Here is a 14,234-nt window from a genome sequence, read left to right as displayed (position 1 = left end):
AATGACAAGGAAGTATAACAATATCATTGTTATTTTTGCGATATTGCTACGTGTCAGTACTGGCGTATTGGCTTGCGCTTTTTCGCACTCATAACGATATTGTTATCAGTGGAGATCAGTTTATGCACATAGAAAGAAAGCGTGTCGTTATCACCGGAATGGGGATTTTATCCTCTTTGGCCGATAGTGTTGACGGCTTTAAACAAGCATTACTTAATAAAACCTGTGGTGTCGCGGATAGCCAGCGTTTCTCAGCTTGGTTTGATAAGGCCAGAGCCGCAGAGGTATTACATGATATCGATTATGCCGAATTATCAGATGAGATCATCTCTTCCTTAGATAATGCTGCGCTGTGGGCGTATAAAGTCAGTCGGGACGCCTTGACCCAAGCTGCACTTATTGATAATAAGGCGCAGCTGGCGAAAACCGGTTTAATTGTTGGGGTCTCTTCGGCCGGTACCGAAGCTTTTTTACCGTTGTTTGAGCAGCGTATCGATGATTTTTGTTTAAAAAAAGCCATGTATTCTGGTGGTTTCTCTTCTTGCTGCTCTAGTGTGGCAAGCTTATTGGGTCTTCAGGGCGGCATGGAACTGGTTGCAACTGCCTGCACAGCCAGCCCTAACGCGATTGGTATGGCATTTGATTATATCCAAAATAACAAAAGTAAGACTATGTTAGCCGTAGGTACTGAGCCTATCTACCTACCTACCTTTGCCGGTTTTTATGTGCTCAACGTTATGCATCCAGACGCGTGTACCCCTTATTCTGGACGTTCAGGGATGTCCATTGGTGAAGGGGCGGGTGCGCTGGTATTAGAAGAATATGAGCATGCTATTGCGCGTGGCGCAACGATCTATGGTGAAATTTTGTCTTATGCTACCTCTTGCGATGCTTATCACGAGACCGGCCCTGATCCGCGTGCTGGTGGGGCCGTTCAGGTTATGCAGAAAGCATTAAGCAATGCAGGATTAAATCCTCAGCAGATTGATTATGTTAATGCGCATGGAACGGGAACCGAAGCGAATGACCGGACCGAAACACTTGCGATGAAAAAGGTCTTTCCTCATACCGATAAACTGATGATTAGCTCAACTAAATCCTTTTTTGGTCATAATATCGGCGCAGCAGGTATTGTCGAATTAATTGCCTGTTTAGTCACACTGCCTGAGAAAAAAGTTTTACCCACAATACATTTCACCGAGCCAAGACCGAATTGTGATCTCGATTATGTGCCGAATGAGTTTAGGGATAAAGATATCAATGTCTTTATGAAAAATAATTATGCCTTTGGCGGCAATAATTGTAGTTTAGTTGTGAGTACCAAACCTACTACCGTACCCATTACTCACTATACACCTAAACGCGTGGCTATTACTGGGATTGGTGCGATCTCTGCGATTGGTCATACGATAAGCGAGATACTAGATTATATTTGGCAGCAGCAGCCGCCAGTGTCATTGAGTGAGGTTAAATTTTATCCTGATACGCTCAGCGAGGCTGGCGAACTGTTGGATGTATTGATTAAAACGAAACAGTTCACTACCTTACTTGGCGATGAACAGATGGGACAAACTCGACCAGAAGATGAACCGCATTTCAACACATTCCAAATAAATCATCTTGAACCACGTAAACATTTATGTCGTTATGATCCGCGTAAAGCGACCCGAGGTGGCACCTTTGCGCTTATCGCCTTAACCGCTGCTTTAAATCAGGCTAAACGTAAAATTAAACGTGATGGCAGCGAGCTGGGGTTAGTTATGGGGATGGCACGTGGCCCTCAAGAGACCACCTATAAGTATTTACAAAGTTTAAAACCGGATCCTCGTAAAGTGAGAACCTCTGAGTTTCCCGGTTCACTCATGAACGCAATTCCAACCTTTTGTGGTATTTCAGAAGGGATAAAAGGCTATACCACCACATTAGCAACGGGTGAGAATGCCTCGCTCGGTGCGCTGACTTATGGTTATGAGATAGTGCGTCAGGAGTTGCAGCCACAAGTCTTAGTTGGTGGTGCAGATGAACACTTCCCTTCTTTATCATTATATATGGATGCGGTTATAGGAAAAATTCATCTGACTTCTGAGGCTCAAACCTATCAAATATATAGTCCGTCGCTGCGTGGTTTTGTGCCAGGAGAGGGGGCTTGCATGTTACTACTGGAAGATGTTGAACGTGCAAAGGCGCGCGGAATTGAGATTCAGGCTGAGATTATTGGTTATGGAAAATCTAATAGTATCAGCTATTTTGAGCCGATAAAGTGTAGCGAGAAAGTTGAAGCAATGGTATTAGCAATTCGCCGTGCTTTACAAGATGCCAACCTGACCGCCAAAGAGATTGATCTGGTTTGTGGTAGTAGTAGTGGTGCTGGATTGAGCGTTCAGACGGAACTTGAAGCTATCTATCAAACTTGTGTGACAGAAAACCCTCAGATACCTGTTGTGAACTACAATGGTTATTTTGGCTTTGTGGAGTCTTGTGCTGCACTCATGAATTTAGCCATCGTCATTGATTGTATTAAAAAACAGACGATTGCGGCGATACCTTATACGCAGACCTATGCTGATAACCGCATCAATTTTGTCTGTACACCGCTACATAAAACAATACGGCATGTGTTATTACTAGGCGCTTCCGATGGCGGTAATTATTACGCCATTGTGATAAAAGGATCTGACCGTGAATAACGTCGCCATGCTTACAGGCTATGATTTGTGTTTAGCTTATGCTAAAGATTATGAGCAGTTAATCTCCCATCTAAAGCAGAGTAAAGTCGCTGATAAGACCAACTGGTTTGGTTCTGACAGAGCGGTTAAGCAATTTGGTTTGGCGGTGAATCAACCGGTCGCCAAATTCAGTGATGAACGTTATGACGTCTTTGCGATGATTTGTCAAATAATCGATAACACGTTGCGTCGTGCTGGTGTAGCTAAATCAGCATTAGCTTCAAAAAATGTTAGGGTCTATTTAACTGGGCTCGGTCCACGAGCCGATGCAATGGATTATGCGGCGTTTTATGATCATAGCGATGTAGAAGATATGAAACGCCAATCTGGGCTGAAAAATTTACATACCACAAAAATTTCTCAAGATAAATTGGCCGCTCAGCTGGTTAAAGCATACCAATTACGCTATTTACCGCCCAATATAGACTGCGCGAGCAACTCCTCTTTGACCGGTGTGCATCTGGCGATTCAAGGCGTTGAGAAAGGGGGGCTAGATCTGGTACTCGTGGTCAACTGTTCTCAAATAAAAACCCAAGATGTCAATTTTATGGGGGTTCGTCTTAAGCTGGATAATGACACCGCAGTACAGCCTTTTGGTAAAGAGAATAATAATGTGTTCGGTTCAGAAGGATTTAGTGCAGTATTGTTCGAAAACCAAGCACATTTCAACGCGCGTCAAGGGCAAGAGGGCGTAAAACTGGTTTCGGCTTTTATGCAAAATAGTGTCAGCCGTGGTAATGATATGCCCCAATTTACCGCATCTTTACTCAAAGTTATTCATAAATCAATGGCAATGGCCAACGTAACCTTGAATGATTTATGCGCGATCATACCTCATGGTAATGGATCACAAATTAGTGATAAACCTGAGATTAATGCACTTGTGCCATTACTTAGCGACAAAACAGTTCCCGTTTTACTTTATAAAGCACTGATGGGATATACCGCAACGGGTTCTGGCATCATTGATTTAATCATTGGCTATCATTCCCTGCGTCAGCGAGAATTAATTTCACCACACAGTTATGCTGAGATTAATGAAGGGATGGTACCTCATGTGTTAGTTAATCAAGGTGTGATTAAACACGATAAAAAGTATTTACTGAAATATGGCCTCGGTTTAGATGGTTCATTGGTCAGTATTGTGATGTTTGATAGGGATATTGAGTAAAACAGCAAGGAGAAAAAAGATGTATTTATCTTCGTTTGCGATGACCGAGCCCGATGATAACCTGCATATGTATTATCCTTCCTGGTTCAATGCCTGGGAATCGCATATGTATAACTTGTCATTGAAATCGACTCAGGCCAATGCCTGGGCTTTTAAGCGGTTTGGTATGAGTAAAACTGGGTACGTAAGAGAGATACTCAGAAAACCGGATATTAAGGCTTATATTGACGCAATGAATGAGGCGGCAGAGATTGCATTTAATCAGCTTACTGATAAAACAAGGATGGCGTTAACCCGATCTAGAACGGCTTTTATCTATACTGATGCATGGGGGGAGTCTGGTGTTTTCGAAGCAGCAATGACGCCTTTATCGATGACAACAATAAATACGGCTCCCAGACTATTGATCCAAAAGTTTTCAGCAAGAGATTTTAGCTGTAAAGTTCGCAGCGAGAAGCAGTCTTTGATGCAGGCGATGATCATGGCTGATCAGTATTTGGCATGGGATGTATTTGATTTTGTTGTGATATGTTCCGCGTTTCGGGCTGTGCCGGTGTTGGTGTTTTCTGAAGAGGATCGACCGATTGATAAACAAGATAAAGCGCAATATCCGTCAATCCAAACGAATATTTGTATTGAACGGGTTGGCTGTTTTGTGTTTAGTCAACGCGAAAGTGAGCTGGAGATCAATTGTGGTGAGTATATCATGCCTGATCACCATCCTGCAGCTTATCAAGAACTTCTCGGTGAGACGACTAATTTGGACTGGCTTGCTTACGCAGGGCTGCGTAAAAATCGCCATCTACACCAGCAGCTAATAGGCCGAGAAAAACAGGGCGTTCGCACGGTTGATCTGGTTGATGTATATGGTGCAAGTGGTCATCTTTCACCGGCACTAAGCTGGATCTATCTTCAGCAACAAAACCTAACCGGTAAGATGCGAACAATTGTACCTGATAATTTTGGTGGCTATCACTATTTTGATTCAGTTTGTTCAGATTATGGAGCGCGTCGCGATCATGGTACAAAAAATTAAAGCTTTGCCAGCAATCGGTTTGATCGATATATCCAAGCGCTATGGCTTTGGTGAGCAGGCGATCGATGCGCTGAAAAATATTCATTTAGAGATTGCCAAAGGCGAATTCGTTGCCTTGTGTGGACCTTCTGGCAGCGGTAAAAGTACTTTGCTTAATATTTTGTCCGGGCTTGATAACCCCTCTTCTGGCTCTGTTTTCTTTATGAATAAATCGTTAGCTAATTTGAATGAGAATCAATTGGCGACAATACGCAGTCAACATCTGGGTTTCATTTTTCAGTTTTTTAATCTGATACCGGTGCTAAGTGCGTTTGATAATGTCTATTATCCCTTGATTTTAAATGGTTATCATACCAAACAGCAGGCACAGGCCTTATCGCGCGACTATTTAAATCGTGTCGGTATGGGTCAATTGATGCATCGCAAGCCGGGAGAATTATCAGGTGGTCAACAGCAGCGTATTGCCATTGCCCGGGCGTTAGTTCATCAACCAGCGGTGGTGGTGGCCGATGAACCCACCGGTAATTTAGATATGAAGACCGGAGAGGATATTTTAGAGTTATTACAGACAATCAATCAGCAAACAGAGACAACATTTATCGTTTCAACACATTCAACTCAGCTCAAGGATCGGGCCAAACGTGTAATAGAAATTCAAGATGGAGAATTAGTTTATGATTCGATACGATAAAATCCTATTTGTCACGATCATTTCGACTTGGTTGATACTCTTTTCACCCGTACAGGCAACCACACCATCAGTATTAGCATCGGTGCTCGAAAAGGGATTTCCAGCCGATCTTAAGGAACTGTCTCAAACAACGGAGCAATTATACGCCGAATATCAAAGCTCGCATCAAATTCTGGCACTGATTTTTTATGCCTATGGATTATTACAGCAAGCCGATGATTATCAATCCCGTAATGATTATGTACATGCTGCGGCAAATGCAAAGTTGGGTTTTTTCTTTTTAGACGAAGCGGTTGATTTACATCCTGACGATCTCCGCGTTCATTATCTAAGGGCCCGAATCGATGCCTATTTACCCGCTAAACTCGGGCGCTGCGTTATTACTTTGCAAGATACTGAGTTATTACATAATACCAAAACCGCCTTAAGTCAGGCTCTAGCTGCACAGATTAATTATATGCGGTATCGGGCGTTAAATAATTGTCGGCTACCCAAGCAAGCGCAAGCCTGGTTAACTCAGCTCACCCCTTATGATGCTGAGTTTAGCCAATTATTACAGCTTAAACCGAATAGATCTCCAGCGTGGGCGATGGCGGAAATAATGCAGATAATGATGCCGCTAATGAAAGGGGAATAAATATGAATGGATTGATGTTAATTAGTGTCATTATCGTGATGATATTACTGTACTTAGTTTATTGTACGGTAAGCGCTATCTCTGATGTTAAGTTTGCTTTTTTAAATCTATTTCGTCATAAAAGGCGAACGTTATCGATAATTACCGCCATGATATTAGGTGGGGTTGCTATTTTTATTTATGGTGGTTTTATTAATTACTCTTTTTGGATATTGAAAGAGCAGACGGTGAGAACCAACGTTGGTCATCTGCAAATCTATCATCAAGCCTATTTTGATACGGCAAATAAAAGCAAAAGCATTATTGATAACTATGCAGAACTCAAAACCAATATACTTGAAAATCCTGAATTATCCGACTATATCGATACTATTTCTGGTCAGTTAGAGTTTAGTGGCATCGTCTCGCAATATGAGCAAGAGACAGCGAGTTATTTTTCAGCCATCGGTATTGAACCTTTGCCCGCACTCAAACTAGGCGCGTTTGATCAGTTGATCACCGGAAGCGATTTATCTCGTGTACAGTTATCTGAAGTGACGCTGGGTAGTGGTTTAGCTAGAACGCTAAATGCACAGTATGGTGATTGGTTGGATTTACTAGTGATTAATACTCAAGGCGGACAAGGAGCGCTGTCATTAAAAGTACGGGGTATTTTTGAGTCAGGGATTAAAGATTACGACGATGTAGCGATAAAAATCCCATTGACAACGGCGCAGCGAATGATGGATACCGCTGGCGTGAATAAAGTGGTCATTTTATTACATAATGAGTCTGATTTAGCTATTTTTATCGATAAATTACAACATTATATTGCTCAAAAACAGCTTCCCTTAGTCATCAAAGATTGGCAATCATTATCACTTTTTTATCGTCAAGTCGATGGATTACTATCGGGTATTTATTTTTTTATTAAAGTGATTGTTGCTTTGATAGTTGTTTTCATGATTAGTAATGCCTTGACGATGAGCATCATTGAACGTACCCGAGAAATTACGACTTGGCGAGCTATAGGCCTTAAACCCTGGCATGTGACAAAACTATTTATTCTTGAGGGTAGTTTTATCGGTTTGATCGGAGGGATCGGTAGCCTCATTATTGGTTTTATTTTGGCCACGCTGATCAATCTAAAAGGTATTGCCATGCCACCTTCACCCGGCCAGACTCAAGGTTATATCGCTTTTATTAAAACCGATAGTATTGAGTTAATCCTGGTTACCTTTGCCTTACCCATGCTCACCGCCTCATTTGCGTCTATTTTACCGGCATTGCGTGCGGCAAAATTGAATATTGCAGATGCATTTAAATTTGCATGAGGGATTACATGAAAATAACGCACGTACTTATATTTATGGCCAGCCTGCTCATGAGTTTGACGGCAGCGTCGCAAAGTGACAAACGGGCCTTGGATATTATTGAGCGTTCAGATGAGATTCGCTCACCTAATCAGCCTTTTCGCTACACCGTGACGATCATGGAGTATAAGGCTGGTGCAAAACAGCCGATAAATAAACAGATTTTAGATATCTCAATGCGTTTTTTAAAACCTGAAAAGGGGCAAGATGCGGATGCACGTTCTTTAGTGCGATTCGTTTACCCGGCTAGAGATAAAGGTAAGGTCATGCTATCGCACTGGTATGATCTATGGTTTTATGCGCCTGATTTGCGTAGACCGATAAGCATTTCTCGTTCACAGCGATTATTGGGGCAGATTTCAAACGGCGATGTGATTGTCACTAATTTTGAGTATGCTTATGACTCAACTCTAGCTGGTGAAGCGGCTTGTGGCGATACTCAGTGTTATCAGTTGGTTTTAGTCCGGAAATCGTCAAAAGTTACCTATCCTAAGGTCGTTTATTGGGTTGAAAAAAACAGTTACCGCCCCTACAAAGCCGCCTACTATTCCTTAGATGATAAATTAATGAAAGAGGTTCTTTATCAGGATTATCAACTACAGTTAGGTCTGTATCGGCCATCAAAAATTGTGGTGATCGATGCCAGATATGGTCAAGATTACTCAGTGATGTACTATAGTGATGTTCGATTTGAGTCATTACCTTTATCTCATTTTACCAAAGAGTATATTCAGCGAGGTGGCCTTTGAAATTAAGGTCTTTGTTATCTTTTTGGTCTATCTTTTGTTTGCTGGATAATGTGCAAGCTATGTGTCTGGCTAGCCCTGATATCACTTTATTTTTACAGCGCTCATCGATAAATCGTCAAGCGCCACTATGGCAGATAGCCGGACAAGCGCCGTATAATCGACATAATCGTTATACTGATTTAGCTGTGAAATATCAGCAGCGTGGCGCGTTAATTGCGGACAAATTATTGCTTGATATAGCTGTTTATGGTTTAGCGAATTTTTCGGATAAAGCGGCAGGACAATTTGAACGGGATGATCATCAGATAAAGTTATTGATAGACCAGCTAAATGTATCGTCACAACTATCTGATAAGGTAAGAATTGAAGTGGGTAAACACCATTTCAATCCAGGTCTATTTTATCTTAAGTCTCCCGCAAATCTACTCAATAGCTACTATGCTGGTTTTAAATCAAGTCGATTTTATGAACCGACGTTACAACAGGCTTATATGCCGACTTTTTGGCGTTCAGAGCTGATAGCAGAAACAGCTAATTATACTTTATCTTTGGTGGTTGTGCCGAAATTGGCGCAGAGAGATAAGCGGTATATTTCTGCCAGCAATTGGTCAGCGATCAAACGCACCAATGCGGCGGAAGGTTATTTGTTCACCTATACTGACTATCGTTTTGAAAAGAATACGCCTTCACTTAATCTAAAATTGGGGCATTTTGGATCGCTGGCGTTGAGTAATAGTTATCAGTGGTCATCGCAGTGGGTGATAAACAGCGAGCTCGCTTATCACGCTAAACAGCAATGGCGACATCTCGATAGCGAATATACCGCGCAGGCGATGGGTTATCAATTTCCAACATCACTCTATCAAACGCATAAAAAATCAGGTGTAGAGTTGGCGCTGGGTATGCAATATACCTCAGATAATTTCAGCCAGTTCGGTCTCGAGTACTATTTTCAGGGGGAAGGTTACTCACAAACCCAGTGGGATAAACAGGTCAATTTAATCCATTTTTTCAATCAAAAAATGTACTCTAAACCACTGTCCAAAGCATTTGATGATTATCAATATTTAATGGCGGCGGAAATCGATAATATCTCAAATCAGGGCTACTTTCAGCGTAAACATTATCTTAATGGTTATGCTAGTATTGAGCTAAATTCTCACGCTCGTTTGCAAAGTTATATGGTGCTTAATCTGCGTGATCAAAGTGTGCTTATGAATATTAATTATAGCCAGATACTCGATAGTACTGAACGTAAAGTAGAAATCTATACCGGTTTGAATAGCACCTTAGGGCGTCGCGATTCAGAGTTTGGGCTCTTTGGCGAAAATATTGGTGTCTATTTCGGTTTTAAATATCATCTTTAAGGTTATTAATATGGATAGAAATCATTTACAACCCGTGGCTTTTTTATTTGCAGGCCAAGGTAATCCAACGATAGGTATGGGCGCAGATCTTTGGGATAGTAATAGCCAAAGCAAAGTGATTTGGGACTGTGCCAGCGATATTTCAGGTATTGATATTCGCCGTATATGTTTAAAAGGGCCGATGAATAAACTCGTCCACACGCTACATCAACAGATTGCGATAACCGCAATCAATGTGACACTTTTTCATTTATATCGTGAAAAACGGCCTGAACATGAGATCTTTGGTGTCTGTGGTCATAGTGTGGGTGAATATGCGGCCTTATATGCGGCCAACGTGTTAACATTAGAAGATCTATTCCGCTGTATTTATTTTCGCGCTCAGTTGATGGATACATTAAGCCAGGTGAATAAAGGTACAATGCAGGTGGTTAAAGGGATCGATCATCAACGGCTTGTTGAGTTAATTGGTCAGGTGAATTTGCCGGTTGATGTGAGTTGTGATAATAGCAATCGTCAACAAGTCATTGGTGGTGAACCTCAGGCGCTGCGAGAAATGGCGAGTTATTTGATGAATAACCATATTTTATTGACTAAATTAGCGGTAAGTGGTGCTTGGCATACCCGTTTAATGCAAGACGGGATTGAACGAATGCGTGATTTTTTAGCGACGATTGAGATTCAATCACCACAACATAAATTATGGATGAATGTCACTGGTATGACTGAGACTTTGCCCGAAAAGATCAGAGACAATTTAGCTTTGCATTTAACACATACTGTACAGTGGCGAACAAGTATGAACCAACTATTAGTACAGGCGTCCTCATCTTCACTATGCTTGATTGAAGTCAGCAATAAACCTTATTTGCGCAATCTATTGAGTGATTTTGAGACTTTTTCTCCGGCAATGTCACTACATTGTAAAGATCTCTAGCTTAATAAGTAGGTATGATATGATTCCTGATTATTTCACTTTTATTCGTTTTCACGATAAACGGATGCAACTGATGGTATCGTTGATTGTGCTTTTGGTATTTGGTTTTTATTGGAAAAACAGTACCTTTTCAATCACAGCCAATGATAGCGGCTTAATCGGTGGCATCTTAGCGCTATTACTCTTTAATTTTATTTATGAATTGCAAGCTTATTGGGCTTATAGTTGGGGCGTTGGGCGCGTTGATGTCAATGATTTTGGCGGACAGCGTTTCTCAACCATCGCGATTTTTCTCTCAAGACCGGAAATTGTGAGCTTATTTTCGTTTGGTATATTCTGGATAATTGTGAAAGGTTGTTTAACCTTACTTTCCGGTGCTTATAGTCTGGTGTCGTTGTTGATATTATCTTTATGCTATATTTTGCTGATTATCCGTTTTTTAAGACGTATTTATATTAGACAGATGCTAGTGAGTATTTCCTGTAGCCCGAGATTTAAAAGTATGTCTCAATACGTGGCTTATTCTCTATTTTTTATCATTATGCTCAATATATTATCGGTGATTCCATTGAAATATCAACCGGCATTTTCGCTTGAACAAGGGTTCACTTCACCACAATTAATCATTGCGATGTGGATATTGTGTATGATTGTTCAGGCAATCAACCAGTTCTTTTCTCTATCGTCAAAGCGCTATATTTTTTTGGGGCGAGTTTTTTTGAAAGAGATAGATCTGCTGTTTTCTCAATCTGTTCCATGGCCGACTATGTATGCAAAATCGATGATAAGCCGGATGGTGTTACTGTTGATAGTAGAATTATTTTGGATAATTTTAGTCAGTGTATTACTGCATGTGTTTAATGTGATTTTCAATTTTGAAGGCTATTTTATCCTTTGTTTTTTACCCTGTATTGGCTATCACTTCTTACATCTTTATTGGCGTTGGCATAGCGATTTTTTAATGGCATGTGATATGTATTTGCGCTTTGATGAGTGTCAAAAGAGAGGGGGATAGCTGGTCGCTGTGTTGTGATGTTACGGCTGACTAACTATGCGCTCGTGTTCAAACTGCCTATGTGATTTAGGATGATGGCTGATTATACGGATTCTATCGAATGATGAGTGGCAGCCGGATTGATCATCTCATCATATTGGATATTTTCAACCTATTGAAAACATTCATCTTGACATGTTATTGAGGCTCAAATATAGTAAATTACATCATAAGATTAGCTATCAAGTTAAACCTGAAGTATTGAGTTTATGGATGAACTAGCTATTACCTGAGTTGAAAACAGCGAGGTTTATCTGGCCGCTATAGTGATGTCTCAGTCTCATATTTTCCCATAAACGTTGATTGTTGATGATGACGGTATTGGCGAAAATGAAATAGTACCAATTTTATTTAAAAGCTCATTTCATCATTACTGTGAATAGACTAACCGTGATATTCATTTTCTAAGGGGCTTTATGAATAATAAGCACGTTAAAAAGTATTTCCGTCTTCTTTATTTAGTCACAATTTCGATTTTATTCTTTTGTTCAGGATTAAGTTATGCAGAAATAGTGTTGAACAATGGCAATACCATAATGACTAAAAATGTGCCAGTATTTAACATTAATGAGGCGAATGTTGATGGTGTTTCTCACAATATTTATCGTGAGTTTAATGTGGGTGAAGATGGCCTTATTTTCAATAATAGTCAGAAAAATGTTAATACCCAGTCAGCTGAGCAGATTAGTGCTAATCGCTACTTGGCCAACGGTTCAGCTAAACTAATCTTAAATGAAATTCAGTCTTCAACGTGGTCAAATATTGAGGGTAAGATAGAGGTTATTGGTGATAAAGCGAGTGTTATCATTATTAATCCAGCAGGGATCTATTGTAATGGTTGTCAGTTTATTAATACTGATAGTGTGACGCTAAGTACTGGAAATCTAGATATAAACCCTAAAAAGTTGATGGAATATCCAGTGAGCCAGGGCGTGATTAAGATTGATGGTGCTGGTTTTACTAGCGACTCATCAACCACCCTGCTATCGCATTCTGTGGTTATTAACAGTAAAGTCGACGCTAATGAGCTGACTATCGCCGTAGGTAATCATTATATGAATATTCATAATCAGGTTACGCGGACGCTTCAGGGACTTGGCCCCCAATCACTTCAAACGAATAGCCTGACCATAAATACGGCTATACCTGCTGATAAAACCGAGCCCACCGATACTCAAAATGCTATCCGTATCAAAAATAGTAGCACGATGAATGTGAGCGACTTGAGCCCGCTGTTCGCCACTCAAGAGACTTTTTCCACTAGTCCAGTGAGCAGTCAGACCAATGAGATAGCATCGGCAACAAACTATCACCTTGATAACGTGCGTGATAAAGAATCCTATAATCAACCTCGCTATAATGATACAGCGTCATATCAACCGATAGGCTTTGTATCGGCGGCTTCCTTATCATCAATCAAGGTTTATTCTTCGCCAACTCAGCAATCTGATGCAAATGCTGCAGCCGTAGCTGAATCCCCCGACCAACCCGATATGACTGCAAGTGCGAATATAGCGTACGATCGAGATAAATCCGTTGTAAATGCCGCTGATGATGAGGTGACTCATAGCAAGGATGGCGAGTTTCACAATGTTGGTGGCACTATTCAAGGTTATTCCGTGACGATCTTAGCGCCTTCTATCGATAATACAAATGGCGTGATTAATGGTGGGCAAGGTGTGCAAATTTTAACCTCAGGCGACATCACCAATACCAATGGATTAATACGATCTCAATCAGGACGCGTTAAATTAGTGTCGAGTCAGGGTGTTATCGATAATATGGTCACCAAGCAAGGTGCATCGGTGAATGTCAATGCGAGTAGTTTACTCGGTATTATTGCTGCAAGTAGCAAAGGGGGCATTGATATGACAGCCACTAGATTAAAGAATACCACGGGACAAATAATCTCTCTGGGTGATCTTAATGTGCAAATGAGTAAAGGGATGAACAATAAAGGTGGGCGAATACAGGCAGGCAAAAAATTAAATATCAAAGCCTATCCACTCGATAACAAACAAGGATCTATCACATCAAGCGACGGTGTGAATCTCAATATTATTGAGGATCAATTAGTCATTAAGTAGCTTCTATAAAATCATCGATCTATCATCTAATATGAATTTATTTTATCCTATCACTATTAGTAGTTCGATAACGTTTATTCATATTAATCGAGCTAACTATTGCATTGTCATCGTAACCCCTCGTTAAGTATTACCAAAACTTCCAACTTAATCTTCATTTATGGCTGAGATTTAAATTTATTAGTGCTACAAAATGCTGTATGTAAGAAATATGTTGAAAGAATACCTTTCGATAAGTTAAATCTTCACTCTGATTGAGAAATATGAAGTGAATAATGACGTAATAACTGGGTGTTATCTTCTGAACTAAGCGATGTGTTTTTATTACACTTTTGGTAATAAAAATAGTTCATAGATACATTAAAAAAACTTAAATTTTTTTTATATCGAAAAGCATGAGTCTTGACATGATATTTTCGCTCAAATA

At 40.5% G+C, this 14,234-nt stretch carries 11 protein-coding genes; all 11 read left to right on the top strand.

Annotation, left to right across the window (positions count from 1 at the left end):
• The first annotated feature begins 122 nt into the window (after positions 1-122).
• Entirely contained in the window at positions 123-2,687 is a 2,565-nt protein-coding gene (locus RHO15_10065) for a beta-ketoacyl-[acyl-carrier-protein] synthase family protein (GenBank protein ID WVD63792.1), read from the top strand.
• Complete coding sequence (locus tag RHO15_10060) at positions 2,680-3,897, top strand: beta-ketoacyl synthase N-terminal-like domain-containing protein (protein ID WVD63791.1); 1,218 nt, start codon at positions 2,680-2,682, stop codon at positions 3,895-3,897. The genes RHO15_10065 and RHO15_10060 overlap by 8 nt, the downstream gene beginning before the upstream one ends.
• Positions 3,898-3,916: 19 nt before the next feature.
• The gene (locus RHO15_10055) at positions 3,917-4,933 is read left to right on the top strand and encodes a hypothetical protein (protein WVD63790.1); all 1,017 of its coding nucleotides are present in this window, start codon (positions 3,917-3,919) and stop codon (positions 4,931-4,933) included.
• Entirely contained in the window at positions 4,917-5,624 is a 708-nt protein-coding gene (locus RHO15_10050) for an ABC transporter ATP-binding protein (protein WVD63789.1), read from the top strand. The genes RHO15_10055 and RHO15_10050 overlap by 17 nt, the downstream gene beginning before the upstream one ends.
• Positions 5,608-6,261 carry a hypothetical protein gene (locus RHO15_10045; GenBank protein ID WVD63788.1) on the top strand — a complete coding sequence of 218 codons (654 nt, stop codon included), beginning with the start codon at positions 5,608-5,610 and terminating at the stop codon, positions 6,259-6,261. The genes RHO15_10050 and RHO15_10045 overlap by 17 nt, the downstream gene beginning before the upstream one ends.
• Positions 6,262-6,263: 2 nt before the next feature.
• Positions 6,264-7,574: an FtsX-like permease family protein gene (locus RHO15_10040; protein ID WVD63787.1), complete on the top strand. Its 1,311-nt coding sequence runs from the start codon at positions 6,264-6,266 to the stop codon at positions 7,572-7,574.
• Positions 7,575-7,582: 8 nt separating this feature from the next.
• Positions 7,583-8,362, top strand: a complete 780-nt coding sequence (locus RHO15_10035) for an outer membrane lipoprotein-sorting protein (GenBank protein ID WVD63786.1) — start codon at positions 7,583-7,585, stop codon at positions 8,360-8,362.
• Positions 8,359-9,729 (top strand): hypothetical protein, encoded by a 1,371-nt coding sequence (locus RHO15_10030; protein WVD63785.1) that lies wholly within the window; start codon positions 8,359-8,361, stop codon positions 9,727-9,729. Before RHO15_10035 ends, RHO15_10030 begins: the two co-directional genes overlap by 4 nt.
• 10 nt (positions 9,730-9,739) lie before the next feature.
• Positions 9,740-10,666, top strand: a complete 927-nt coding sequence (locus RHO15_10025; GenBank protein ID WVD63784.1) for an ACP S-malonyltransferase — start codon at positions 9,740-9,742, stop codon at positions 10,664-10,666.
• A gap of 19 nt (positions 10,667-10,685) precedes the next feature.
• Positions 10,686-11,681 (top strand): hypothetical protein, encoded by a 996-nt coding sequence (locus RHO15_10020; protein ID WVD63783.1) that lies wholly within the window; start codon positions 10,686-10,688, stop codon positions 11,679-11,681.
• A 455-nt stretch (positions 11,682-12,136) separates the two neighbouring features.
• On the top strand, positions 12,137-13,807 hold the full coding sequence (locus RHO15_10015) for a filamentous hemagglutinin N-terminal domain-containing protein (protein ID WVD63782.1): 1,671 nt from the start codon (positions 12,137-12,139) through the stop codon (positions 13,805-13,807).
• Positions 13,808-14,234 lie beyond the last annotated feature (427 nt).

This window comes from Orbaceae bacterium lpD01 (assembly GCA_036251705.1).
In the GTDB taxonomy this organism is placed as follows: domain Bacteria; phylum Pseudomonadota; class Gammaproteobacteria; order Enterobacterales; family Orbaceae; genus Utexia; species Utexia brackfieldae.
The sequence above is the reverse complement of the archived record's forward strand: the minus strand, read 5'-3'. Positions and strand labels throughout refer to the sequence as shown.